Below are 25,787 nucleotides of genomic sequence, written 5' to 3'. Positions count from 1 at the left end.
AAAAAGTGTGTCCGGAATCGCGGATTTTCACGGATTGACCTGTAGGTTTCCGGAAAGTATATGCTCCGGAAGCATATATCTAGCCCCCGACGGGAAATCCTCGGTGTGGCAGCCGTGATGTGCTATGCGCGGCGTGGTGTGGTGTCGCAATGTCGAAGAACCAACCACGCTGCCACTGCGGCGGTGAAATGAAACGCAACGGCACCACCAGCAAAGGCACCACCAGATGGCGCTGCAAACAATGCGGCGCCTCCAGCGTCAAACGTCGAAACGACATCACCAACGCGGCAGTGTTCACCCAGTTCATCGAGCATTGCACCACCGCAATATCACTCGACGACCTAGCCAAACGAAACGGTGTTAGCCGCGCCACCATGAAGCGGCGCTTCAAGTGGTGCTGGCTCGTTGATGTGCCTGACCCCACCGCCGGCCACCACAAGCGGATCTACGACCAGGTATTTCTCGATGGCACCTACACCGCCGGTGGCTGCCTGATCGTCGCGGCGACCATCGACCACGTGATCGCCTGGCACTGGTGCAAACACGAAACCACCCGCGACTACCAACTGCTGCTTGAACGCATCGAAGCCCCACTCATCGCCGTCATCGACGGCGGCCAAGGCGCATACAGCGCAATCAAAAAGTGCTGGCCGACTACGAAAATTCAACGCTGCCTCATCCACGCCCAACGCGTGGTCCGCCGCTACACCACCACCAACCCACGCACCGATGCCGGGCGCACCATCTACCGACTTGCGCTGAAACTGACCCGGATCACCACACTGGATGAAGCCGCCGCGTGGGGTGTGCAACTGCACGAGTTTTCAACGATCTACCGGGAATGGATGAACGAGAAAACCATGATCAAAGACCCCAAAACAGGTGCATGGACCCGCGTGTGGACCCACCACAACGTGCGCAAGGCCTACAACAGCCTCAACCATCTTTGGCGGTCCGAGATGCTGTTTGTCTACCTCAACCCGCCAGCAGGAGTCCTTGCGCCCGAGCGGATCAAATCCACCACCAACAGCTTAGAAGGCGGCATCAACGCCCAGCTCAAACTGCTCGCCAGAACCCACCGCGGCAGATCAGGCGAACGACAACGCCGCATGCTGGATTGGTGGCTCTACTTAAAAACGGAACTGCCTGACGATCCAGTACGAATCGCCAGGCAGTCCGACTGGGGCCAGGGCCAACTCGCCAAAGTATCCACCCTGACCCAAACCGAGAACCAAGCCGACCACGAAACAGGACGCCCAGCCCTCTACGACAACGCTATCGACACCGACTACACCCACTCAATCGGCATTCAAAAAGGCCAAATCTAACCCCCGCGACACGCCGAGCCAGACACACATTTTGACCCTTAACCCTTTAAATGGATATAATTAGACCCATGTTGATTTCAGGTATCGCTTTCTTGCGGTTGCGCACCAACCGCTAAGGCGGTTTCCTACCCCGTAGGTTAAAAACCGCTCCGGTCCTTTAGCCGGGTGGCTATTTGTCATGCCCGGCTCCCTTTCAAATCCAAGGAGCACACCTGATGTCTGCATACGGACACGGCCGTCACGAGCATGGCCAAAATTTTCTCACCAACCACAAGATCATCAACTCCATCATCGACCTTGTGAAACAAACCTCCGGCCCCATCATTGAGATCGGACCAGGAAGCGGTGCCCTCACTCACCCGATGGCCCACTTGGGGAGGGCGATAACGGCAGTTGAAGTGGACGCAAAACTAGCTGCCAAAATCACACAAGAAACCTCCTCGGCGGCGGTCGAAGTGGTCCATGATGATTTCCTTAACTTCCGGTTACCCGCCACTCCCTGCGTCATTGTGGGAAACATTCCCTTTCACCTCACCACTGCCATTCTTCGAAAGTTGCTGCATGCGCCAGCATGGACTGACGCTGTACTCCTCATGCAGTGGGAAGTCGCTCGCCGCCGGGCCGGGGTAGGCGCAAGCACGATGATGACGGCTCAGTGGTCCCCATGGTTCACATTTCACCTGGGTTCTCGGGTACCAAGGACTGCTTTCCGGCCACAGCCAAACGTTGACGGGGGGATCTTAGTGATCCGCCGGGTGGGTGACCCGAAGATTCCGATAGAGCAGCGCAAAGCCTTTCAGGCGATGGTGCACACCGTTTTCACTGCCCGGGGACGCGGGATAGGGGAAATTCTCCGAAGGGCAGGGTTGTTTTCATCACGTTCAGAAACACAATCATGGTTGCGCTCGCGAGGAATCGACCCCGCGACCCTACCTCCCAGATTGCACACCAACGACTGGATCGATCTCTTCCAGGTGACTGGTTCCTCTCTACCTCACCATCGACCCATTTCACCATCGGGAAGTAGTCAACGACCTCCTCAACGGAAAAACCGAAGCCGGCGGCGTTAATCCCCACCAAAACCGAAATCCACCAGTAGTACTAAAAGGGCTCTTCCGGTTTTAGAGTGCATTGATTAGTTCGCCGGGGGTTCGGGCGTGGCACAAGATATTGGGGTCCTTGGCTTTGTAGGAAAAAGGTATCTAATCCATCCGTACAAAACTAAGGACCTACTGTGCAGCCTAACGGAAATGTCATCGTCGATACCATCTGCCGCACCGCAAAACTAGGAACTACTATCACCGGTGCCACAGAAAACGGTGACGTCACTGTTATTGAAGCCGAACCCGTCGAGCCGATCAATGAATGCCCTACCTGCGGGCAGCCTGGGGTATTCCGCGACCACGTCATCCGCAGCCTGGTCGATCTGCCCATCGTCGGCCACCCAACAACTTCATGTGCGCCTTCCACGCTACCGGTGCACCAACAAGCGTTGCTTGCAGAAGATCTTCCGTGCTGGCCTTGCCTGCGCGCCCGACAATTCAAAGACCACGGACCAGGTGACCCACTGGATCCTGCAACGACTCTGCCTAAATCGGATGAGCGTTGCCGCTGCACCCAAGTCATTAGGCCTGGGGTGGGATATGAAGTGTCCCAGGTTTTGTTCCGTTTGATGAAACCCGTTTTTGAAACAACGTACGGAGCACAACGCACGCCGATGCCAAAGCTTCCGCAACATCGACTACCTCATCAAACCCACGACAGTGGGATTCACACCCTCAATCCCCACGCGTGCAATCTGGGTTAAGGGTCAAAAAGTGTGTCCGGAATCGCGGATTTTCACGGATTGACCTGTAGGTTTCCGGAAAGTATATGCTCCGGAAGCATATATCTAGCCCCCGACGGGAAATCCTCGGTGTGGCAGCCGTGATGTGCTATGCGCGGCGTGGTGTGGTGTCGCAATGTCGAAGAACCAACCACGCTGCCACTGCGGCGGTGAAATGAAACGCAACGGCACCACCAGCAAAGGCACCACCAGATGGCGCTGCAAACAATGCGGCGCCTCCAGCGTCAAACGTCGAAACGACATCACCAACGCGGCAGTGTTCACCCAGTTCATCGAGCATTGCACCACCGCAATATCACTCGACGACCTAGCCAAACGAAACGGTGTTAGCCGCGCCACCATGAAGCGGCGCTTCAAGTGGTGCTGGCTCGTTGATGTGCCTGACCCCACCGCCGGCCACCACAAGCGGATCTACGACCAGGTATTTCTCGATGGCACCTACACCGCCGGTGGCTGCCTGATCGTCGCGGCGACCATCGACCACGTGATCGCCTGGCACTGGTGCAAACACGAAACCACCCGCGACTACCAACTGCTGCTTGAACGCATCGAAGCCCCACTCATCGCCGTCATCGACGGCGGCCAAGGCGCATACAGCGCAATCAAAAAGTGCTGGCCGACTACGAAAATTCAACGCTGCCTCATCCACGCCCAACGCGTGGTCCGCCGCTACACCACCACCAACCCACGCACCGATGCCGGGCGCACCATCTACCGACTTGCGCTGAAACTGACCCGGATCACCACACTGGATGAAGCCGCCGCGTGGGGTGTGCAACTGCACGAGTTTTCAACGATCTACCGGGAATGGATGAACGAGAAAACCATGATCAAAGACCCCAAAACAGGTGCATGGACCCGCGTGTGGACCCACCACAACGTGCGCAAGGCCTACAACAGCCTCAACCATCTTTGGCGGTCCGAGATGCTGTTTGTCTACCTCAACCCGCCAGCAGGAGTCCTTGCGCCCGAGCGGATCAAATCCACCACCAACAGCTTAGAAGGCGGCATCAACGCCCAGCTCAAACTGCTCGCCAGAACCCACCGCGGCAGATCAGGCGAACGACAACGCCGCATGCTGGATTGGTGGCTCTACTTAAAAACGGAACTGCCTGACGATCCAGTACGAATCGCCAGGCAGTCCGACTGGGGCCAGGGCCAACTCGCCAAAGTATCCACCCTGACCCAAACCGAGAACCAAGCCGACCACGAAACAGGACGCCCAGCCCTCTACGACAACGCTATCGACACCGACTACACCCACTCAATCGGCATTCAAAAAGGCCAAATCTAACCCCCGCGACACGCCGAGCCAGACACACATTTTGACCCTTAACCCGGAAAACGATATGGAATAAGGAGAAACGAATATGAGTGATGAACATGAGGTCACGGCGGGAATGGACCGGTCGATAGGCGAATTGCTGGAGCACGCGGACCGTGATCGTTTGCCCGACACGATGCTGTATTTCGAGTCGCATGACGGCCGGAACCATGTGGCCGTCAGCGCCGCGCTCATGGAGGAGGATGACGAGGAGGCGCTGCGCGGATTCCTCGCCGAGGAATGCGGGACTCAGGACAAGGGGCTCGCGGACCGGTTCATAGCGGACTGGCAGAGCGGGCATTACCGCAGCGCCGTGCTTGCGTTGCGTGACGCGGGGGTGGATTTCACGCTTGATACCCGGCTCGATATCCGCTCCTGGTCGGACGAACCCATGGAACAGGGGCTTGAAGCATCCGGTCTCGATGGTGCCAGGGCGCGTGTGGAACAGGCCATGAGATTGATCGAGCAGGCCGGGGAATGTCTGCGAAGCGCCGATGCCATCGCCTTGGACATTGACCCGCATTACCTCGCGGCCGCTTTCACGGGCAAGACCGTCAGTCTGTGCGACCAGCTCGAACAGGCGACGAAGCAGACCGCCGCAGAAGTCGAGGAAATGCGTCTCCAGGAGCCATCCGTGGAATCATCGGACGGCAACGATGATTCCACGGCCTTTTTCCAGGACTTTCTCGAAGGCAAGAAAATCGTCGGACTGTCCATGTGACGCGCCTGCGCTTGTAGACTTATGGAAGCATCGATTAAGGAGCCGATATGCCGAATCCAGCGCTGACTGAGAAAATCCGAAACCTTCCTCCTCTCTTGGACTCTCTGGAGCGGGACGCGGAGGTGTCCGACTTGCTTCGTCGTTCCGATGCTGCCCGAGAACGGTTCAGGCAGATGTTTCCTTTGGATGGGGTGGAGCAGTCAGCGCTTGAGGATTACCGTAAGGAATGGATGGCCCGCTATGTCTACAACTCCAACGCGATCGAGGGATCCACGCTGACGCTTGAGGACACCGAACTGGTGTTGGAGGGCGAGTTCGTGCCGACCGACTCGCCGGCAAGATACATCTTCGCCGCCCGTGGCGTTGCGGATGGCATGGCCTATGCGGAACGATTCGCTGAAGAGGAGCGGACGCTGAGTGTCGAGATGATCCAAAAGCTGCATGAAGTCACCGCATTGGACATGCAGCCCGCGCTCAGGGGTCGGTTCCGCCCCTACGGCTACCAGGCAAGGATCACCGCCACCCGAGTGAAGACCGCCGACCCACTTGAAATCTACGAGGACATGGAAGCGCTCGTGGACGCGGTGAACGGTTCCAAAGACCACCCGATCCTCAAGGCTGCCGGATTCCACGCGATGTTCGAGAACATCCATCCATTCACGGACGGCAACGGGCGAACCGGGCGACAGATTCTGAATCTCATGCTCATGGCTGCCGGCTACCGGCCCGTAGCAATCAAACATGATGCCGGCCGCAGCTATGGGAAAAGTCTGGAAGCATGGCAGGTTGACGGCGATCCCAAGCCGTTCATTTCCCAGCTTGTCCAATGCGTTGATCAGGAAGAGCGCGCCGTAGCGGAAATCGTCGGCAGATTAAGAGAGAACCCTTTCTCGGAAAACGCCATCGACGGGATTGGTCTCGAAGACGGTCCGGCACGAGGGCGTTCCCTCTGATTGGAACGCTTCAGGATTGTGATAGGTGTACATGAATATGCGTTTTTGCGTATGTTCGTGTATACTCACAAACATGAAAAGGAGCGAGGCGATTGACCAGCTGCGCGAGATGGACGCCAAGTACTCGTGCTACGTGTATTGCAAGAACGAACTGGCCGTCGTGCTGGGTGAGCAGGGGCAGAAACTGAACCGAACCCTGTCCAGCCTGGTATCGGCGAAGGCGTTGGTCCGTGCCGCCCGTGGCGTCTACGTGTTCGCGTATTCCTCCCATCTCGGCGAGGGGACACTTCATCAGGTCGCAAAGCGGTTGCGTTCCGGCGAGCTGGTGTGGGAAAGCCTCGAAAGCGCTCTGTCGCGCTGGAACGTGATCAGCCAGATTCCGGTGGATAGGGTCACGTTCATGACCACGGGTCGCGAAGGCGAGTTCCATACCCCGTATGGGGTGATCGAGTTCACGCACTGCAAGCTCAGCTGGGACCGCATCCTGCCGAACCTGATCGCCCGCGATGACGGACTGACGCCGCTCGCGTCGAAACAGTGGGCGTATCGTGACCTGAAGGCCGTCGGGCGTAATCTCGATCTGGTGGATATGGATGAATTGGAGGACGACGATGACTGGAACTGACGAACCGTTCAAGTACAAAGCCATGGCAGCACAGATCGTTTCCGCCGAGGGCATGGGCAATCTGCTTCCCGTGGTCGAGAAGGAACTTCTGCATTATCGAATCCTGGACGCCATGATGCGCGAGGGTTTCTTCTCCTCGCTGGTGTTCCAGGGCGGCACGAGTCTGCGCCTGTGCCACGGGTCCCCGAGGTACAGCGAGGACCTTGATTTTGCCGGCGGCACCTCGTTCGACATGGACACCCTTAAAGGGCTTGGCTCCTGCATCTCCGATTCGCTCTCGGGGATGGGCGATGATGTGACGGTCCGGGTCAAGGAGCCGAGACCCGACGCCGATGGGCTGACGCGCAGATGGCGTATAGCGATTCGCACGGCCGGTCAGCGCAAGGATCTGCCGAGCCAGACAATCAAGCTGGAGGTGGCATCGATTCCCGCGTACGAGCCGCAGCATCGTCCCGCCTTGGTCAACTATCCGATGTTCCCGGCCTTGTCGGGTCAGATCATCCTCGATGTGGAAAGCCCCACCGAGATTCTTGCCGACAAGCTGCTCTCCTATGCCTGCGCATCGCACCTGCGGCGACGCGACCTGTGGGACATGTGCTGGTTGGCGTCGAGAGGCGACGTCGATTCCCGACGGGCGATGGAGCTTGCGGAATTGAAATCATCTGATTACGGCGAAGAAGGACTTTGGGCAGACCGTGCTGATCGCGTGGCGGGGGTCGCCGATGTGATCGGCTCGGATGCCTTCGCCGACGAGATGCGCCGGTTCCTCCCCGCCGGCCTGATGACATCCACGGTCGAATCCCCACGTTGGAGCGCATGGGCGATCGAACAGATCGGGACGTTGTACGGCACTCCAGGCACTCCATCGTCGGCCGATGCGGTTCCCGGATTCCCTATTTTCGGTGCGTCGAACGACTCCAGTCCAACCCGCTGAACGCTAAGGAGGTCTGCGATGTCGAATCTGGACTATAAGTTGCCTGAGCCGACAAAGGCGCAATTGGAGTACGCGCGTTACCTTAGTCGTTTCCAAGCGCCGCGTGAACGCCGGACTCTTTTCGCCCGCACCGAATCGGATATCGCAGCCGCCTTCCGTGAAGAGACCGCGAACCATTCCTGGAACGCCGACGACCTTGCCTCCCAGGCCGGTATCGGTCCCCGGCTTGCCGATGCTCTGCTCCAGCGGGGCGAAGCCCCGATTGAAGCGGTGTTCTCCGCAGCCGATGCGCTGGGGATAGACATAGCCGCGTTGCCGCTTTCCAGTCTCGGGAACACTCGGTGAGCGGTGTTGGTATGCGCCAATATGCGCAAAGAAGCATGTTGGCGTATACCGTTTGTTCATCCGATCCTCGCGGTGCTAAGGGAATAGGTGGCGACGCTGCCGGCTGTTCCGACGACCTGGTTCATGGGCATGGTCAGTCTCATGTCGGTGCGGGTGGTGGATTCCACGGCGTTGCGCATTTCGTCCTGCACGAGGCCGATGTAGCGCATGGTGGTGGCGATGTTGGCGTGCCCCAGCATACGGCTGACAAGCACGATGTTGCAGCCGTTCCTGTAGTAGACGCATGTGGCGAACCTGCGGCGCAGGCTGTGCGACGGGTATCCGGTTGCCGTCTTGATCCTCTTCGCCACGTAATCGACGCCGCAGTGTCCCTGCACGTCTCCGGGGAACAGCCATACGCCGGTGCGTTTCCTCAATGTCGCCGCAAGTCTTGCCGGCACGGGAAGGATTCGCTCTTTGTTGCCCTTGCCGTGGACGTGGAGCACCATGCCCTCGGCGTTCTCCTCCAGATCGGTCTTCAGGTTGATCCGGGTCATTTCGATGCGGCGCAGGCCGCAGAACGCGCCCAGCATGACGGCCAGCCGCGCGTTCTCGTCGGGTGATGCGAGTCCTTGTTCGATGTTCTCCTCGGGACAGATGCAGCCGGACGGAAGGGTCATGGGCACGGTGGGCACTTCGTCCGCCGGATTGCGGCGGGCGAGCCCTCGCTTCATGCTCCATTGGTAGAAGACCTTGACGCAGCTGCGCACTCCGCGTCTGCCTTCGGTTCCCATGCCGGCTAGGTAGAATATGAGGTCGTCTTCGGTCACGTCGGTGATGCTTTTATCGACGGCTTTGGAGAATCGAACGATCTGGTACCAGCGGGTGCGCAGGGTGTCGTTCGTGCGTCCGATGGCGTCCATCCAGTCGATCCATTTCTCAATGGATTCTTTCCAATCCTCCCGTGGCTCGACGTGTTCGCAGCTCTTCCTGTTGTCGTTCCAATACCTCATGGGGCTCCTTAAGCGCATAGAAAAGGGAAGTGACTTCTTCATCACTTCCCAAGGAATACTATTGCGCGTTTCTGGCCGATGCTCTTCGGAAAACCAGCTGCAAGGCGAACATGCGCGATGACACGCCGATTTGAAGGAACAGCAAGGCTGGTGTATTGTCTACTCCTGTTGCAAAAAGCCCTACGGCTGCGAGCCAGAACCGTATATCGGACGGTCACTGGTTCAAGCCCAGTCGCAGGAGCTACCTGAAACCCCTTGGAAATCAAGGGGTTTCGTTGTATTTGGACTATGTTCAATCAAGTGATTTGCGGCTCGGTAGTCAATATTTGAATCATCTTGCCGAATTGTAAGCAACACGCCGTTGTGGATAACTGGCAAGCTGGAACCACATATCCCGATTCAGCTGGACATTCCTCTGTCACCGCTTCACTGTGGAAGAACCGGAGCGGAAACCGGCCTGAACAGGGGAATGGGGAACTCATGCGTGCATATCATGCAAACAAACGCCGTGAGGCGGCCAGAAAAGCGTCTATATGGCGTCGCAGAGAGCATCGAAAGGCACAGGAACAGAAACGTGCCATGTGTGCAGTAGCTCTCATTCTGGGGCTGTTACTGCCGTTAGGTCTTGGAATTGCGATGCCGAATGGGAATGCGGAGCATGCCTATGCGACACAACCGCAGTCGGATCGGCAATGCGAGGCCCTTTGCGGATGGCCGGTGCTTGACCCGCGGATTGAACGGGAGTTCGAGAAACCGGCCAAGCGGTGGTTGTCCGGACATCGCGGGATAGATCTCACGGCACAGGCCGGAACCGTGATTGTGGCGCCCCAGGCGGGAATAATACGTTTTGCTGGGAAAGTGGCGGAGAAGGACGTGGTCAGCATGCGCCATAGCAATGGTGTGATCTCGACGTTCGAGCCGGCGACCACGACGCTGACGGTTGGCGCAGCGGTTACGCAGGGGCAGTTCATCGGTACGGTTGGTGGTGCGTCGGACCATTGCACAGGGCAGTGCCTGCACTGGGGCCTCAAGCGCGGGGAAGATGATTATCTGGATCCACAGCGGTATGCGGGGAATCAGAAGATCGTGTTGAAATCGTTATGATTCAGGCTCGGTTTACAAGCCGGCATCGGCCAAAGAGATATATCCCGGATCGATCAATGTGACCTTGAGATTGCTGGCGCTGACGGCCAAAAGCGGCCCGCTGATGGTGGGAACCTTTTTCTTGCCGCCCACTTCGGTATTCCGCACGGAAGACATGGAAGTCAATGTTTGGCCCTTGTTGAGCAGTGCGCATGCCTCAGCAATGTTCTCGGCCAAGGTCTGGCGATCCTCTATGCCGGTCATCCATTGTTTGCCGTTCACGATAGACGGGATATTCGAGACGTAGGCACCATATCCGGTAACCAGAGGCCATTGCGAGTCCTTGGTCTTATCGGTTTTATCCGTGGCGGTGGAGTCGTCCTGGGTATCTGCGGAATCGGTGGAATCGGCCGAATCGTCTTTCTCGGGAGACTTGATGGGGTCAGGAACATCGCTGCGGCTCAGATCCTTCTTGCCGGTGATGTTGCCGACTATGCCGGAAATAGTGATTTGAGGATTGATATCAGCAGCGGATCCGGTATATCCAAGATCGTCCAGTTCCGTGACGACTTCCGAGGCGATGTAGTCATTCATGGCGATGATGCCGTCAATGCGGGTGGGAGAGGCATGTTCGTCGGCTTTGGCCAAGCGCGCGTCGAGTACCTTTGCGGTGGATCCTTCCTTGGACGCGTCGTAGGCCACGGATTGCCAATCATCCTCGGTGGAGTTGCCGTTCAATGTACCTGAAGGACTTTCCACAACGCCTTTTTGGTAGTAGGCGCCCAGCACCTGCCAGATGCCGCGGAACGCTTCTTGGACAAAGGTGGAGTCGCTGGCCTCGCCTGACTCATCCACAGCGGTATACGGTATCAGCACTTCGATGTACTTGGGATTGTCTTTACTGGCCTTGCTGAGTTCAAGCTTGGATACGATTTTTTCGGCCTGCAGCTTGCCGATGGCCTGCGCATCCGAGAACCTGACGAAGGCGTCTGGTTTGTAGCCTTTGATGCTGTTGCCCATGAGCACCACATGCATGCCGGACTCTTTAGCCAGTTTCAGCGACGACACCAGTCGATCCACCGCTTCAGCTTGGGCCGCGTTCTTGGAATCGCCGGCCGTTTTGGATGCGTCGGATGACGAATCATCGGTGGAATCAGAACCCGTAGATGAATCCGACGAGTCTGACGAATTGGACGAATCAGACGAATCCGTGGAATCACTGCCTTCAGCGGTGTCGGCGGTGCTGAGCTCCTGGCTGACATAGTCCCCGTACTGGCGGGTGGAGGCATCGGCCTCGACTACCGGTGCCACCAGCAGGGTGATGTTGTCGGGGGAGATGACGATGCCGGCATCATCGGTGGTGTTGCTGCCGGAAAGATGATTGACTACATAGTCCTGGATGGCGCGGCTCTGCTTGTCCAGGGAATCGGAAGTCGTGTGGGAAATATCGCCCTTCTTGAATCCGGCGGAGGTCAGTGCCTTGGTGAGATTCGGCGTCAGCTTTGCCCACTTGTTCAACGGGGTCTGCTGGTTCAGCGTGATGCCGTCGGAAGGAGTGAACATGGCCACGACTCCCGGGGCGGACGAAGTGACCGTGGTCTGATCGTCCGCCGTGTCCTGCGAATTCGCGTCGGTGGTGCACGCGGTCAGCGATATTGCCATCGCGCAAGCGGCAACGATGGCGGTAAGAACGGCGGCTGGGCGGCGTGTGAACACCATAAGCGGGCAAAACCTCCTTGGGGCGAGTAGCACTGGTTCACGATTCTAGTAGGGCGGAGTAGAAAAAAGTCCCGGATATGTGGAGGAATCACCACATATCCGGGAACAATCAGGGTTGATGTGTCGAAAAACCGCTCGACTTACTTGGCCAGAGCCTTCTGCAGGTTCTCGTCCAGCGCGTTCATGAAGCCTTCGGTATCGAGCCACGGCTCGTCCGGGCCGATGAGCATGGCCAGATCCTTGGTCATCTGACCGCCTTCAACGGTGTCGACGATGACCTTTTCCAGCGTTTCGGCGAAATGACGGACCTCGGGAGTGTTGTCCAGGTCGGCACGGTGCTTGAGACCGCCGGTCCAAGCGAAGATGGAGGCAATCGGGTTGGTGGAGGTCTTCTCGCCCTTGAGCCAACGGCGGTAATGGCGAGTCACGGTACCGTGGGCGGCCTCGGCCTCGACGGTCTGGCCGTCCGGGGTCATCAGCACGGAAGTCATGAGGCCCAGCGATCCGAAGCCCTGTGCCACGGAATCGGACTGCACATCGCCATCGTAGTTCTTGCAGGCCCAGATGTAGCCGCCATGCCACTTCAGGGAGCTGGCCACCATATCGTCAATCAGACGGTGCTCATAGGTCAAACCGGCGGCCTCGTACTTGTCCTTGTACTCGGTCTCGAACACTTCGGCGAAGATGTCCTTGAACTGGCCGTCGTAGGCCTTCAAAATCGTGTTTTTGGTGGACAGGTACACGGGGTAGTGGCGCATCAGACCGTAGTTGAAGCAGGCGCGGGCAAAGCCGCGAATGGAATCGTTAACGTTGTACTGTACCTGGGCCACGCCGCCGTCTTCGCCGTAGTTGTGCACCACGTGCTGAATCGGTTCGCTGCCATCGTCCGGGGTGAAGGTCACGGTAAGCTGGCCGGCGCCCGGTACCTTGAAATCGGTGGCCTTGTACTGGTCGCCGAAGGCGTGACGGGCCACGACGATCGGTTTGGTCCAGCCGGGCACCAGACGCGGCACGTTGCTCATCACAATCGGCTCGCGGAAGATGGTGCCGCCAAGAATGTTGCGGATGGTGCCGTTGGGGGACTTCCACATCTTTTTGAGGCCGAATTCCTTGACTCGTGCCTCATCGGGGGTGATGGTCGCGCACTTGACGCCGACATGATGCTTCTGAATGGCGTGGGCGGCATCGATGGTCACCTGATCATCGGTTTCGTCACGGTGCTCGATACCCAGATCGTAGTAGTCGAGGTTCACGTCGAGGTACGGCAGAATCAGACGATCCTTGATGTCCTTCCAGATCACGCGGGTCATCTCGTCGCCGTCGAGTTCGACAACGGTGCCTTCGACCTTGATTTTGGCCATGCTTCCTCCTGATAGATGATGTGAAGATGGTTTTAGTCTTAGCGCATGTTTGTAACGGCGCGAAACAATCGTCCGGTCTGTGGGAAAGTGAGACATGAGCGTCCCGCCCGAGCAATAGTGTGGAAGCCATGTCTCAGGAAATTGAAATCGGTTTGGGCAAAAAGGGCCGTCTCGGCTATGCACTCGATGATGTGGCCATCGTCCCCTCTCGCCGCACCCGCGACCCCGAAGATGTCTCTACTTCTTGGCAGATCGATGCCTACGAGTTCGACGTGCCGGTAATTGGCGCTCCCATGGATTCGGTGACCAGCCCGGCCACCGCCATCGCCATGGGCAAGATGGGCGCGCTTGGCGTGCTCGACTTGGAAGGGCTGTGGACCCGTTACGAGGACCCGACCTCGCTGTTGGATGAAATCGCCGGTCTGCCGGCCGAAGAAGCCACCACTCGCATTCAGCAGATTTACGCCGAGCCGGTTAAGCCGGAACTCATCACCCAACGTCTGCACGAGATTCGTAACGCTGGCGTTACCGTTGCCGGCGCGCTTTCTCCGCAGCGCACCCAGCAGTTCTACTCCACCGTGGTTGATGCAGGCGTAGATTTGTTTGTGATTCGCGGCACTGTGGTGTCTGCTGAGCATGTGTCTTCCGGTCAGGAACCGTTGAACCTGAAGAAGTTCATCTATGACCTTGATGTGCCCGTCATCGTCGGCGGAGCATCCAACTACACTGCAGCCTTGCACCTGATGCGCACCGGCGCGGCCGGCGTACTTGTTGGCTTCGGCGGCGGCGCAGTTTCCGCCACTCGCCAGACCATCGGCGTACAGGCTCCGATGGCCACCGCCATTGCAGACGTGGCCGAAGCCCGTCGTGACTACATGGACGAATCTGGCGGCCGCTACGTACAGGTCATCGCAGACGGTGGCATGGGCGACTCCGGCAGCTTCGTCAAGGCGCTGGCTCTTGGTGCTGACGCGGTTATGCTTGGCGCTCCGTTAGCGCGCGCCACTGAGGCTCCTGGTAAGGGCACTCACTGGGGTGCGGAGGCTCGTCATCAGACGTTACCGCGTGGCTATCGTACCACGGTCGGCACGGTTGGGTCTCTGGAGCAGGTCCTGTTCGGACCGAGCCATGAAGCGGATGGCAAGACGAACTTCATTGGTGCGTTGAAGCGTGCAATGGCTTCCACCGGCTATGTCGATGTGAAGAACTTCCAGCGTTGCGGCATGGTGGTTAACCCGTATTCCAGCCGCTGATCGCAAGACGTTCGCGTTCCATGAACTAATCCATCATGTGAGAAAGGCGTGTCAAGTTACTTGACTTGACACGCCTTTTCATGATGTTGTGTAATCCTGCGCCTGCCGATGGTGGTGGGCCTCGAGGGGGATCGAGGGGGATTCCATGGAATATACGGGCTTTTTTGATATGCGTCGATGCGGGCCTTTGCCGGGGTATGACGGATTCATCGTCGTAGAGTTATCGGATCGTCCGGTCAAGTACCACATACAACCTACCTTCGCCAGCAGCATGAGTGCGCGGGAATGCCATACGATGGCGATGGCTGCATGTCGAATCGCCTGCAATTGCGCCGATGCCATCCGAGGCAAGCTTAGCGTGGATCATTTGCGCCGAGCGCTGACCAACCCTTGTCTAGAACGTCTGAGAACCATGCAGTACTTGCTGGATTCCCATATGGTGACTCATCCGGAAATCAAAACCAAATTCTGCTATCTGCCCACAGTGCCGACTTTGATTGATGGCGTGATCACCGGCGCGGACACGATGGAGATGGTGGTATTCATGACCATTGGCCAGGAAGATTTGCGGGTGAATCTCAAGTTCCGGTATATCGGTTCCAGATGGATGTGTGTCTTTGCCGATTTGGGGTAGCGTTTCGGCTCAAAGCTGACATGACTTCATGCGGACGGCGTAGTCATAGGACAGGTCGCGCCTATAGTAGAGCGTATGCGTGAACATGTTGAAGAACCTAGGTATGTCACCACCGACGAGGACACGGTGTTCTCTCTGCTGGTCAAGCGTGCAGCCCGCACGCCGGATGACACCATTGCCGAATGGCAGGATGACGATACCCATCAATGGCGTGGCGCCACTGCAACGGAAATGCTCAGCCGTGTCCGCGAGGTGGCCAAGGGACTGCTCGGCCTCGGCGTGAAGGCCGGGAGCATGGTGCTTATCTACTCGCCCACCTGTTACGAGTGGGGCGTGGCTGATTTTGCCTGTGCGGCTATCGGAGCGGTTGTGGTTCCGGTGTATGAGACTGATTCCGCCAAGCAGACTGCCGGCATTGTGGAAGAGGTCGATCCGGTCATAGCCTTTGCCGGTGGTTTCCAGCATGCGCAAACGTTGGAGCAGATTCGCGCTGCACATCCGGGCCTGAAATATGTGTTCAACTTCAAGGCCGATGGGCTCGATGCGGTTGCCGATTTCGGACAAAACGTATCCGACGAGATCTTGGACGCTGCCATTGCGCGCATCAAGGCCGACGATTTGCTGACTGTGGTCTACACCTCCGGTTCCACCGGCAAGCCCAAGGGGGCCATGCTCTCGAATCGCAACTACACGCATATTGTGCTCAACGGCTATGAGATTCTGCGTGGCATGCTCTATGACGACAATCGCTTGCTGCTCTTCCTGCCGCTTGCGCACTGCTTCGCGCGGTACATCCAATATGTATGCATCGGCGGCTGCGGTGTGGTCGGATACATTCCCGATGCCAAGCATCTGCTCGCCGACATTCGCAGCTTCAAACCCACCTACCTGCTTGGTGTGCCCCGTGTGTTCGAGAAGGTATACAACGCCGCCTCGCAGAAAGCCGGCGCGGGCGTTCAAGGCCATATTTTTGCCCTGTCCGTCAAGCACTTCGTCAAGTGGAGCAAGGACGAGCAGTCGGGGCATGGCCATTCGTTCATCGACCGTATGGCGCATTCCTTCTTTATGGCCACAGTCGGCAAGTCGATTCGTTCCGCCCTTGGCCCGAATCTCAAATGGCTGGCCTGCGGTGGTGCTCCGCTGAACGTGGATCTGGCTCATTTCTTCAATGGCATGGACGACATCACATTCATTCAGGGATACGGCATGACCGAAACCGCCGCTCCGATGCTGGTCAACTGGGAGGATGACAACGAGGTCGGATCGGTCGGCAAGCCCGGTCCCGGTATGGGCGTGCGTCTTGGCGAGGATGACGAAATCGAGCTCACCGGTCCGAACGTGTTCCTCGGCTATTACAAGCAGCCGGAACTCACCGCCCAGGCAATGACCGCCGACGGTTGGATCAAAACCGGTGATCTTGGACGTATCGAAGACCGTGGTTTCACATACATCACCGGCCGTAAGAAAGACATCATCATTACCGCCGGCGGCAAGAACATCAGCCCGGCACCTATGGAAGATGTTATCGACACCTGTCCAATCGTCGCTCACGCGGTGGTGGTCGGCGATGGTAAGCCCTTCGTTTCCGCACTGATTGAGCTTGACCCTGAGATGCTGCATTCGTGGCTGGAAGGACAGGGCCTTGACCCTGATATGTCGCTAGCCGAGGCCAGCGGCAACGATGCGGTGCGCGCTTTCGTGCAGCAGTACATCGATCAGGCCAATGCCAATGTGTCCCGCGCCGAATCCGTGCGCAAGTTCGCGATTCTCGACGAGGAATTCAATCAGGAACATGGCACGCTCACCCCGAGCATGAAGGTGGTGCGTCCTAAGGTGCTGCAGCGTTACACAGCCATCATCGAAGAAGACCTGTACGCGCCCAAGCCTTCCAACAAACCATTGCCGACCACGGCAAAGATCATCGACAGCACGGTGGCAACCGTCAAGAAATCTTCCGAGCAGGTCAAGCAGGCCTCGGAACAGGTCAAGCAGGCTTCCGAGCAGATGAAGGCCAGCGTGTCTGATTCGATTGCTAGCGTGTCGGAGAAAATCAAGAAGACGAAGAACGAAGCCGATGAGGCTGAGGAAGGCGAGTCCGCAGAGGCAACTGCCGATGAGCTGCCTGATCAGTCAGCCGGCGAGAACAACGAGGAGTAACGAGAAGTGGCCATTCGTGAGATCAGGGTCGTGCCTGACCCCGTCCTGCGCACCCCCTGCGACGAGATTAAGGAAATCACGCCTGCCGTGCGCCGACTGGTTGATGATCTGCTAGAAACGGTGGACGATCCGGGACGTGCTGGCCTGTCCGCCAACCAGATTGGCGTCAGTTTGAGGGCTTTCTCATACAACATCGATGGGAAGGTTGGCTACGTGCTGAACCCGGTACTCGAGGAGAAATCCGGCGAACAGTACGGTGACGAGGGATGCTTGTCCGTGCCAGGACTGTGGTACAAGACCCGCAGGGCCGAGTATGCCCGTGTGCGTGGCATTGATCTGGACGGCAAGGAAATTGTGCTCGAGGGCACTGGCATTATGGGTCGTATGCTTCAACATGAATGCGATCACCTTGACGGACACGTTTACCTGGATCGCCTCGAAAAGGAAGAGCGTCGCGCTGCCATGAAGTACATGCGCGAACATCAGAAGTAGTCCGTTCTTGGCTCCCGCCAACGGGAGCATATTATTCTCGGGTCATGCTATTCTCGAATTTTGTGTGCCACCCGGCAACGAGCGCAGTCGCTGGCGTTCGGAGCCACCCATTATTGTCAACCGGCACACAACAAATTCGCGTCATGCTCGCGACGGCCTGTGTCGGTCGGCTGCAAGCCCGTGAAACAACGGGGGAGTAGCTGCACGCAGGTGCGCATGGCCAGGCAAGAACCGACAATGAAAGGTAGTAATACCATGGCTCAGATCACTATGAGCGAGATGCTGAAGGCTGGCCTGCACTTCGGCCACCAGACCCGTCGTTGGAACCCGAAGATGAAGCAGTTCATCCTCACCCAGCGCAACGGCATCCACATCATCAACCTGTTCAAGTCGCTCGATATGATCGACAAGGCGTACGACTTCATCAAGACCACCGTGGCCCACAACGGCACTGTGCTCTTTGTCGGCACCAAGAAACAGGCTCAGGAAGCTATTGCCAACCAGGCCACCCGCGTGAACATGCCCTACGTCTCCGAGCGCTGGCTCGGCGGCATGCTGACCAACTTCCAGACCGTTTCCAAGCGCGTCAACCGCCTCAAGGAACTTGAGGAGATGGACTTCTCCGACGTGCACGGCTCCGGCCTGACCAAGAAGGAGCTCCTCCTGCTCGAGCGCGAGAAGGACAAGCTCAACAAGCAGCTGGGCGGTATCCGCAACATGAACCGCACCCCGTCCGCGATGTTCGTGGTCGACATCACCAAGGAATCCCTGGCTGTTGAGGAAGCTCACAAGCTGGGCATCCCGGTTGTTGCCCTGGTCGACACCAACGCCGATCCGGACACCGTCGAGTACCCGATCCCGGCCAACGACGACGCCATTCGCGGCATCGAGCTGCTCACCAGCCTGATGGCCGACGCCGTCGCCGAGGGTCTGCTGGAGCGTTCCGGCCAGGCCGCCAAGGCTGAGGGCGAGACCGCCGAGCAGCCGATGGCCGCTTGGGAAAAGGAACTCCTGACCAACGAGGCTCCTGCCGAAGCCGAAGCCGCTGCTCCGGCCGCTGCTGAGGAGACCGCTGAGGCCCCCAAGGCCGAGTGATACTACGCGATGGGAAGCACTGGTAACAGCGCCTCCCATCGCTCACACGGTAAGCAACATCTTCTTAAAGGAGAATAATCAATGGCAGCAATTACCGCCGCACTGATCAAGCAGGTTCGTGAAGACACCGGCGCCGGCATGCTCGACGTCAAGAAGGCTCTCACCGAGGCTGAAGGCGACGTCGCTCGTGCCAAGGAGATCATCCGCGCCAAGGGCATCGCCGCAGCTGGCAAGCGTGAGGGTCGCAAGGCTCAGGAAGGCACCATCGCCTCCAAGGTCGTCGAGACCGCCAATGGCGAGACCGGTTACGCCGTCGAGCTGAACTCCGAGACCGACTTCGTGGCCAAGACCCCGAAGTTCGTCGAGTTCGCTGACGAAGTGCTCGGCTACGCCGTGGACGCCGACGCCAACTCCGCTGAGGAGCTGGAAGGCGCCAAGGCTGGCGACACCACCGTCAAGCTGGCTGTCGAAGAGGCCGCCGCTCTGTTCGGTGAGCATGTCAAGGTCGGCCAGTTCGCCAAGATTTCCGGCGAGCACGTCGAGATTTACGCTCACAAGAAGTCCGCTGAGATGCCGCCGAGCATCGTCGCCATGATCGCCACCGACAAGGCCGGTGCCGCCGTGGCTCACGAAGCCGCCCTGCAGATCTCCGCTATGGGTGCCAAGTGGCTGACCCGCGAGGACGTGCCGGCCGATGTGGTCGAGTCCGAGCGTCGCGTGGCCACCGAGAAGTCCCAGGCCGAAGGCAAGCCGGAGAAGATCATTCCGAAGATCGTCGAAGGCCGTCTCAACGCTTTCTTCAAGGAAGTCGTGCTCCTCGAGCAGCCGTTCGTCAAAGATCCGTCCAAGACCGTTGGCGCCCTGTTCAAGGAAGTCGGTGGCAACGCCACTGCTTTCGCTCGCGTCGAAGTCGGCAAGGGCGAAGAGGAGTGAGCCTAGCGCTCATTTCACGCGACTAGCGTAATTTTCAAAACGCCATCTGGCTGATTGCAGCCGGGTGGCGTTTTTGTCTGTATACCGAGGGTGTCGCTGCAAGGGGTGTCGTTGTAAGCCGATACGCTTGTCTACGGATATTTTCAGGCATTTTCGGTTGAAGGAAGGCATCAATATGACTGATAGCGATAAGCCGCGCAGAGTTCTGCTCAAGCTGTCCGGCGAGGCATTCGGCGGAGGCAAGGTCGGCATCGACACCCACGTGATTCGTCGTATCGCCGAGGAAATCGTTCCCGCTGTGCAGCAGGGCGTGCAGGTGGCCATCGTGGTCGGCGGCGGCAACTTCTTCCGTGGCGCTGAGCTGCAACAGGCCGGTATCGACCGTTCCCGTGGCGATTACATGGGCATGCTCGGCACAGTCATGAACTGCCTGGCGTTGCAGGACTTCCTCGAGCAGGAGGGCCAGGCCACCCGCGTGCAGACCGCCATCACCATGGGTCAGGTCGCTGAGCCGTACATTCCACTGAAGGCCATTCGCCATCTTGAAAAGGGGCGTGTGGTGATTTTCGGTGCCGGCGCAGGTATGCCGTACTTCTCCACTGATACCGTCTCCATCCAGCGCTCTCTGGAAATCCACTGCGATGAGGTGCTGATGGGCAAGAACGGCGTCGACGGCGTATACACCGCCGATCCGCGCAAGGATCCTGAAGCCAAGCGCTTCGAGACCCTGAGCTACAACCGTGCGCTGGTCGACAATCTGGCCGTTATGGACGCATCCGCGCTTTCCATGGCCCGCGACAACAAGAAGCGCATCCGTGTGTTCGGTCTTGAAGGAACCGGCAACGTGACCCGCGCCCTGATTGGCGAAGAGATCGGCACATTGGTCTCCACCGCCGAGTCGCGCGTGGCCGAGTAGTCCCGAGCGCCTACAATCGAATACAAGCGTTCATAGAAGAACCCCAAACACAAGGAGTGAACATGTCCCTCATCGATCAGGCCAAGGAACAGATGGCCAAGACCGTGGAAAACACCAAAGAGAACTTCGCTGGTATTCGTACCGGTCGCGCCAATCCGGCTCTGCTGAACGGCATTGTGGTCGATTACTACGGTACTCCGACGCCGATCAAGGCCGTGGCCTCCATCGGTGTGCCTGAGCCCCGCACCCTGTCCGTCACCCCGTTTGACGCCTCTCAGGCTGCCGCGGTGGAGAAGGCCATTCGCAACTCCGATCTGGGTGTCAGCCCGAACCGCGACGGCAATGTCATCCGTCTGACCATGCCGGAACTCACCGAGGATCGCCGCAAGGAATACGTCAAGCTCGCCAAGTCCAAGGCCGAGGATGGCAAGGTGGCCGTGCGCAACATTCGCCGCAAGACCAAGGAAACCATCGATAAGTCTGTCAAGGACGGCGACATGGGCGAGGACGAGGGCGATCGTCTGCTCAAGGATCTCGACAAGGTCACCAAGTCCGTTACTGATGAGATTGATGCTCTGCTGGACACCAAGCAGAAGGAGATCATGGAGGTCTGATTCGATCAGACCTGGAGAATGGCTATGGAACGCAACGAACAACTCCATGAAGAGGCCGAAGAGGCTCTCGATCAGATCAACAAGAAGACTGGTCGCAATATGCCTCAGGCAATTGCCACGGGTTCGGCACTGGTCATACTGATCGTCGCTTGCCTGTTGCTCAGCATTGATGTGTTCGTGCTGTTGGTCGTTGCGTTCATGATTCTGGCACTCTGGGAACTCCGCGTGGACTTCGCCACGGTAGGACTGCACATTCCTGTAGTTATGCTCTGGATTTGCTCCTCCTTCACCCTGATTGCCACGTATTATTCTCCCTACCATCTCATCACGATGTCGCTGAGCGTCATCGTCTCCATCATTCTTGTTGCCATCGCCGCAAGCGCAAAGCTTACGCTTGGCAACCGGCTTTCTCTGGCGGTCGCCGGCAAACTGTCCAACACGGACGCCAGCGCTCGTCTGGAATCCTCATACAATCACGACGGCGGTGAACAGCATCACTCCCGGTTGAGCCATGTGGCAGTTTCCGTGCTGACCGTGCTCTACATTCCGTTGCTGGCCAGCTGCATCATCATTCCGCTGACGTTCAACGATCATCCTATTGCCCATGCCATCATGCTGGTGTTCATGCCTGCATTGTCTGATACGGGTGGTCTGTTTGCCGGCGCATGGCTCGGCAAGCACAAGCTCAGCCCGCGCATTTCGCCGAAGAAGTCCGTCGAAGGTCTGATTGGCTCGATGCTGTTCGCCATGATTGGCTCGTTTGCCGTATTCATCTTCACCTATGACCCGTCGTTGCAGACCAGCCGTTGGTGGGTGCCGATTGTAGCGGGCATTCTGATTGGTGCAGTTGGCACGTTTGGCGATTTGTGCGCCTCCATGCTCAAGCGTGATATCGGCATCAAGGACATGGGCCATCTGTTGAAGGGGCACGGCGGTGTGATGGATCGCGTGGATTCGATTCTGATGAGCGCGCCGTTCACCTGTGCGTTGCTGTGGGTCACCGGACTGTGACCGATTGAGAGTGGAACGACTGGTTATGACTATACCTGAAATCGATACCCCGGAGACCGGCATCACTCCTGGTGGTACGTCTGGAGCTTTCCGCGACGTGCTTTCCAAAGATCACGCCCGGCGAGGCAAGCCGCCGTTGCATTTCGTGGATATGACTCCCGCGCAGCGTATTGAAAAGGCGGCCGAATTGGGACTGCCTAAATTCCGCGTCAAGCAGTTGGCCAATCATTATTTCGGTCATTTCGATGTGAATGCCGCGGAATTCACCGATTTTCCCGCTGCAAAGCGTGATGAGGCCGCTGCCGCATTCTTCCCGCAGCTCATCACCGAAGTGACCCGTCAGGTGGCCGATGAGGGTACCACCATCAAGACGCTCTGGAAGTTGTTTGATGGCTCCTTGATCGAATCGGTACTGATGCGGTACCCGACCCGTGCCACGCTGTGCATTTCCTCGCAGGTCGGTTGCGGCATGGGATGCCCGTTCTGCGCCACTGGCAAGCTGGGTCTGACCCGCAACATGTCCACCGGCGAGATCGTCGAACAGGTGCGCGTGGCCGCCAAAATGATGCGCGATGGTGAAGTGGCCGGAGGAGAAGGCCGCCTGAGCAACATCGTGTTCATGGGCATGGGCGAGCCGATGGGCAACTATAATTCCGTGCTTTCCGCCGTGCGCCAGATTTCTGCGATGCCGCCGGAGGGCTTTGGCATTTCCGCACGCAATATCACCGTATCCACAGTAGGTGTGGTGCCTGGTATCAAGAAGCTTACTGCCGAAGGCATTCCGGTGCGTTTGGCGGTCTCCCTGCATGCGCCTAGCGACGAGCTGCGCGATGAGCTGGTGCCGATGAACAAGCGTTTCAACACCACTCAGGTGCTGGACGCGGCACATGATTACTGGCTTGCCTCCAAGCGCCGTGTCAGCATCGAATACGCACTCATGCGTGGCATCAACGATCAGGCCGAGCATGCGCAGCTGCTGGCCAAGCGGCTCAACCATTACGGTGATAATTGGGCTCACGTCAATCCGATTCCGCTGAACCCGATTGAAGGTTCAAAGTGGACGGCTTCCAAGCCGGAAGACGAGAAGCAATTCCTGGAAATTCTGCACCGCGCGGGCATCACCGCAACTCTGCGTGACACCCGCGGCCAGGACATCGACGGTGCCTGCGGTCAGCTCGCTGCCAAGGAGCGGTAGTTAGTTCAGCGCATCCTTGATTGCGTCCACGAAGTAGTCCAAATCAGCGGGCTTGCGGGACGTGATGAGCTTGAAGCCGTTGGCATCATCCACGTGCAGCTGCTCGTCGACGTAATGACCGCCGGCGTTTTTGATATCGGCGGCGATGTAACGGCAAGGGGAGGCGGTCTTGCCTGCGACCAGTCCAGCATTGACCAGTAGCCAAGCGCCATGGCAGATCGCGGCAATCGGCTTGCCCTCATGTGCGAACTCCTGCGCCAGCGTAATGGCATCCTCATTGACACGAATGCGATCCACATTGCAAGTGCCGCCGGGGCACCACCAGCAGGTCATAATCAGAGGCCTGCACGTCGCTCAGCAGCGCATCCGGCGTCAGCGTCTCGCCTTCGTAACGGTCGTGCTGCACGGTCTCGCACGGGTCCAGCGTGATGGCGGCAAGCGTCACCTGAGCTCCGGCAGCCTTGAGGTCACGCAGCGGGCGCGTCAGCTCGGTTTCCTCAATGCCCCAGTTTGTTGACGATAATCAGAACCTTGCTGTTCTCCACAGCCATAGTGGTCTCCTTCACGCGACTGGGATTGTTCCACTGGCTGTTCTCTCACGGTTCGGGCTGCTATGCGCCTGCTTTGCCGACCACATATAGTGGTAATTCTCATATTCCAGAAATGACTGCTTCCCATGTAACGGGCGGTAGGTAGTCTGAAAAGTTGTAAAGCAAAGCCAAACAGGGAGTGAAGCATGTCGTTGGCGGTACGAGTCATCCCATGCCTGGATGTTGACGCCGGTCGTGTGGTAAAAGGTGTGCATTTCGAAAACCTCAAGGATGCCGGTGATCCGGTGGAATTGGCCGCCGAATACTACCGTCAGGGTGCCGATGAAATCACCTTCCTGGATGTGACCGCCTCCAGTTCCCACCGCAATACGATGATCGACGTGGTCTCCCGTACTGCCGAGCAGGTGTTTATTCCGATGACCGTGGGCGGCGGCGTGCGCACGCCCGAAGATGTCGATTCGCTGCTGCGCTGCGGCGCGGACAAGGTCGGAGTGAACACCGCCGCCATCAACGATCCGTCGTTGATCAGCCGCGTGGCCGACCGCTTCGGTAACCAGGTGCTGGTACTGTCCGTTGATGCCCGCCGTGAACAGGGCGAACAGCATACCCAGTCCGGCTTCGAGGTCACCACGATGGGTGGCCGCAGATCCACCGGTATCGACGCAATCTGGTGGGTCAAACGAGCTGAAGAGTTGGGCGCTGGCGAGATTCTGCTGAACTCGATGGATGCCGACGGCACCAAAGAAGGCTTCGATCTTGAAATGATTCGCGCAGTGCGCAAGGAAGTCAAGATTCCGATTATCGCCTCCGGTGGTGCCGGCAAGGTCGAGGATTTCCCTCCTGCCATCGAGGCCGGTGCGGATGCTGTGCTGGCGGCTTCCGTGTTCCATTACGGAATTCTGACTATCGCCGATGTTAAGGCCGAACTCAAGAAGCACGGTTACACCGTTCGATAAAACGCATACACCTTATTGCTCCTGCTGGCGGGAGCTGTCACGCGTAGCGTGACTGAGGATGGTCCACATAAAGAAGACAAATATGACAGACACTATATACGACAATTCCACTGAACTCGACCCCCGCATCGCTGCACGCCTCAAGCGCGATGCCAAAGGTTTGGTTGCCGCAGTCGTGCAGCAGTACGACACCCACGAGGTGCTGATGGTCGGCTACATGAACGATGAGGCTCTGCGCCGCACGCTCACCACCGGGCGCGTGACCTTCTGGTCCCGTTCCCGTCAGGAATACTGGCGCAAGGGCGACACCTCCGGCCATGTGCAGTACGTCAAGGGTGTGTCCTTGGACTGCGACGGCGATGCACTGCTGGTTGAGGTCGATCAGGTCGGTGCCGCCTGCCACACCGGCAAGCGCAGTTGCTTCCTCGAAGGAGGCCCTCTGCCCGTGGTCGAAGGTCATCGTCCGGTCGAGCAGTAGAGTTGGTTCCTTTCTCTGGCTCCCCTCTCTGAGGCTGAACCGTGAAGAAAACGCGGAGGCGTTTTTAGGCGAAGGCGAACGACAGTGAGCAAAATATAATCAGCCGGAGGCCGTCCTCTCTTGCGACGAGCTGTCAGCGCAGCTGACTGGGGGGGTGTTCCTATGTTTTTGTCAACTCCTTGGTGAGTTGACGTGTCGGGATTCCGGTTGGCTGTCGTGGGCGCGCTTCGCCCTGCCGGTGGCGTCCGGCGTCCTTTCCCGTGTGGCCCGG

At 58.1% G+C, this 25,787-nt stretch carries 25 protein-coding genes and 2 pseudogenes; 23 read left to right on the top strand and 4 right to left on the bottom strand.

Annotated elements, in window-relative coordinates; translation table 11 throughout:
* Positions 1 to 149 precede the first annotated feature (149 nt).
* The 10 genes and pseudogenes from NBH12_RS06740 (at position 150) to NBH12_RS06700 (ending at position 8,076) form a co-directional block, all read left to right on the top strand.
* Positions 150 to 1,328, top strand: a complete 1,179-nt coding sequence (locus tag NBH12_RS06740; protein ID WP_034879614.1) for an IS256-like element IS1249 family transposase — start codon at positions 150 to 152, stop codon at positions 1,326 to 1,328.
* A gap of 50 nt (positions 1,329 to 1,378) precedes the next feature.
* Positions 1,379 to 1,444, top strand: coding sequence for an erythromycin resistance leader peptide (locus NBH12_RS10985; RefSeq protein ID WP_118069233.1), 66 nt, complete (start codon positions 1,379 to 1,381; stop codon positions 1,442 to 1,444).
* A gap of 99 nt (positions 1,445 to 1,543) precedes the next feature.
* Positions 1,544 to 2,398, top strand: a complete 855-nt coding sequence (gene erm / locus NBH12_RS06735) for a 23S ribosomal RNA methyltransferase Erm (protein ID WP_005390949.1) — start codon at positions 1,544 to 1,546, stop codon at positions 2,396 to 2,398.
* Positions 2,399 to 2,562: 164 nt separating this feature from the next.
* Positions 2,563 to 2,980 (top strand): annotated as a pseudogene (locus NBH12_RS06730) (transposase family protein); the annotation flags it as partial.
* Between the two features lie 309 nt (positions 2,981 to 3,289).
* Positions 3,290 to 4,468 (top strand): IS256-like element IS1249 family transposase, encoded by a 1,179-nt coding sequence (locus tag NBH12_RS06725; protein ID WP_034879614.1) that lies wholly within the window; start codon positions 3,290 to 3,292, stop codon positions 4,466 to 4,468.
* Positions 4,469 to 4,544: 76 nt separating this feature from the next.
* On the top strand, positions 4,545 to 5,219 hold the full coding sequence (locus NBH12_RS06720; RefSeq protein WP_033501823.1) for a hypothetical protein: 675 nt from the start codon (positions 4,545 to 4,547) through the stop codon (positions 5,217 to 5,219).
* Between the two features lie 47 nt (positions 5,220 to 5,266).
* Positions 5,267 to 6,172, top strand: a complete 906-nt coding sequence (locus NBH12_RS06715; RefSeq protein WP_007057623.1) for a Fic family protein — start codon at positions 5,267 to 5,269, stop codon at positions 6,170 to 6,172.
* 73 nt (positions 6,173 to 6,245) lie between these two features.
* Positions 6,246 to 6,797 (top strand): type IV toxin-antitoxin system AbiEi family antitoxin, encoded by a 552-nt coding sequence (gene abiEi / locus NBH12_RS06710; RefSeq protein WP_007056124.1) that lies wholly within the window; start codon positions 6,246 to 6,248, stop codon positions 6,795 to 6,797.
* Positions 6,784 to 7,731, top strand: a complete 948-nt coding sequence (locus tag NBH12_RS06705) for a nucleotidyl transferase AbiEii/AbiGii toxin family protein (protein ID WP_007056046.1) — start codon at positions 6,784 to 6,786, stop codon at positions 7,729 to 7,731. The genes abiEi and NBH12_RS06705 overlap by 14 nt, the downstream gene beginning before the upstream one ends.
* Positions 7,732 to 7,749: 18 nt before the next feature.
* Positions 7,750 to 8,076 carry a hypothetical protein gene (locus tag NBH12_RS06700; protein ID WP_033501825.1) on the top strand — a complete coding sequence of 109 codons (327 nt, stop codon included), beginning with the start codon at positions 7,750 to 7,752 and terminating at the stop codon, positions 8,074 to 8,076.
* A 56-nt stretch (positions 8,077 to 8,132) separates the two neighbouring features.
* Here the strand turns inward: NBH12_RS06700 and NBH12_RS06695 are convergent, their stop codons facing one another.
* A complete protein-coding gene (locus NBH12_RS06695) occupies positions 8,133 to 9,068 on the bottom strand; it encodes a tyrosine-type recombinase/integrase (protein WP_033501826.1) in 936 nt (311 codons plus the stop codon).
* Positions 9,069 to 9,548: 480 nt separating this feature from the next.
* On the opposite strand from NBH12_RS06695, the gene NBH12_RS06690 reads away from it, so the two are divergent.
* Entirely contained in the window at positions 9,549 to 10,172 is a 624-nt protein-coding gene (locus tag NBH12_RS06690; protein ID WP_025299847.1) for a M23 family metallopeptidase, read from the top strand.
* 12 nt (positions 10,173 to 10,184) lie between these two features.
* Here NBH12_RS06690 and NBH12_RS06685 read toward each other — a convergent pair whose 3' ends face one another.
* Both NBH12_RS06685 and NBH12_RS06680 read right to left on the bottom strand, forming a co-directional pair.
* Positions 10,185 to 11,870 carry a substrate-binding domain-containing protein gene (locus tag NBH12_RS06685; RefSeq protein WP_025299846.1) on the bottom strand — a complete coding sequence of 562 codons (1,686 nt, stop codon included), beginning with the start codon at positions 11,868 to 11,870 and terminating at the stop codon, positions 10,185 to 10,187.
* A gap of 140 nt (positions 11,871 to 12,010) precedes the next feature.
* Positions 12,011 to 13,231, bottom strand: coding sequence for an NADP-dependent isocitrate dehydrogenase (locus tag NBH12_RS06680; protein WP_003831796.1), 1,221 nt, complete (start codon positions 13,229 to 13,231; stop codon positions 12,011 to 12,013).
* A 128-nt stretch (positions 13,232 to 13,359) separates the two neighbouring features.
* On the opposite strand from NBH12_RS06680, the gene NBH12_RS06675 reads away from it, so the two are divergent.
* From NBH12_RS06675 to rlmN, 10 genes are all read left to right on the top strand, one after another.
* The gene (locus NBH12_RS06675; protein WP_003829495.1) at positions 13,360 to 14,484 is read left to right on the top strand and encodes a GuaB3 family IMP dehydrogenase-related protein; all 1,125 of its coding nucleotides are present in this window, start codon (positions 13,360 to 13,362) and stop codon (positions 14,482 to 14,484) included.
* Between the two features lie 145 nt (positions 14,485 to 14,629).
* A complete protein-coding gene (locus NBH12_RS06670) occupies positions 14,630 to 15,118 on the top strand; it encodes a hypothetical protein (RefSeq protein WP_003829492.1) in 489 nt (162 codons plus the stop codon).
* Positions 15,119 to 15,193: 75 nt separating this feature from the next.
* Positions 15,194 to 17,275, top strand: coding sequence for an AMP-dependent synthetase/ligase (locus NBH12_RS06665; RefSeq protein WP_016462907.1), 2,082 nt, complete (start codon positions 15,194 to 15,196; stop codon positions 17,273 to 17,275).
* Positions 17,276 to 17,281: 6 nt separating this feature from the next.
* Positions 17,282 to 17,767 carry a peptide deformylase gene (gene def, locus NBH12_RS06660; protein WP_016462908.1) on the top strand — a complete coding sequence of 162 codons (486 nt, stop codon included), beginning with the start codon at positions 17,282 to 17,284 and terminating at the stop codon, positions 17,765 to 17,767.
* Between the two features lie 255 nt (positions 17,768 to 18,022).
* Positions 18,023 to 18,862, top strand: coding sequence for a 30S ribosomal protein S2 (gene rpsB, locus NBH12_RS06655; RefSeq protein WP_015438854.1), 840 nt, complete (start codon positions 18,023 to 18,025; stop codon positions 18,860 to 18,862).
* 81 nt (positions 18,863 to 18,943) lie between these two features.
* Entirely contained in the window at positions 18,944 to 19,795 is an 852-nt protein-coding gene (gene tsf, locus NBH12_RS06650; RefSeq protein ID WP_003831798.1) for a translation elongation factor Ts, read from the top strand.
* Positions 19,796 to 19,970: 175 nt separating this feature from the next.
* Complete coding sequence (gene pyrH / locus NBH12_RS06645) at positions 19,971 to 20,711, top strand: UMP kinase (RefSeq protein ID WP_003829481.1); 741 nt, start codon at positions 19,971 to 19,973, stop codon at positions 20,709 to 20,711.
* A gap of 62 nt (positions 20,712 to 20,773) precedes the next feature.
* Positions 20,774 to 21,325 carry a ribosome recycling factor gene (gene frr / locus NBH12_RS06640; RefSeq protein WP_250819304.1) on the top strand — a complete coding sequence of 184 codons (552 nt, stop codon included), beginning with the start codon at positions 20,774 to 20,776 and terminating at the stop codon, positions 21,323 to 21,325.
* Positions 21,326 to 21,349: 24 nt separating this feature from the next.
* On the top strand, positions 21,350 to 22,336 hold the full coding sequence (locus NBH12_RS06635) for a phosphatidate cytidylyltransferase (RefSeq protein ID WP_250819303.1): 987 nt from the start codon (positions 21,350 to 21,352) through the stop codon (positions 22,334 to 22,336).
* A gap of 25 nt (positions 22,337 to 22,361) precedes the next feature.
* The gene (rlmN, locus tag NBH12_RS06630; protein WP_250819302.1) at positions 22,362 to 23,531 is read left to right on the top strand and encodes a dual-specificity RNA methyltransferase RlmN; all 1,170 of its coding nucleotides are present in this window, start codon (positions 22,362 to 22,364) and stop codon (positions 23,529 to 23,531) included.
* Here rlmN and NBH12_RS10980 read toward each other — a convergent pair.
* A pseudogene (locus tag NBH12_RS10980) lies at positions 23,532 to 24,082 on the bottom strand (type 1 glutamine amidotransferase domain-containing protein). It abuts the gene before it with no gap.
* A gap of 185 nt (positions 24,083 to 24,267) precedes the next feature.
* Between NBH12_RS10980 and hisF the strand changes: the two are divergent.
* Positions 24,268 to 25,038, top strand: coding sequence for an imidazole glycerol phosphate synthase subunit HisF (gene hisF, locus NBH12_RS06615; protein WP_003829472.1), 771 nt, complete (start codon positions 24,268 to 24,270; stop codon positions 25,036 to 25,038).
* An 82-nt stretch (positions 25,039 to 25,120) separates the two neighbouring features.
* Entirely contained in the window at positions 25,121 to 25,516 is a 396-nt protein-coding gene (gene hisI, locus NBH12_RS06610; protein ID WP_015438852.1) for a phosphoribosyl-AMP cyclohydrolase, read from the top strand.
* The last annotated feature ends 271 nt before the right edge of the window (positions 25,517 to 25,787 follow it).

Origin of the sequence: Bifidobacterium sp. M3-N-101 (assembly GCF_023656805.1) — a bacterium.
GTDB classification, from domain to species: Bacteria; Actinomycetota; Actinomycetes; order Actinomycetales; family Bifidobacteriaceae; genus Bifidobacterium; species Bifidobacterium breve.
The sequence above is the reverse complement of the archived record's forward strand: the minus strand, read 5'-3'. Positions and strand labels throughout refer to the sequence as shown.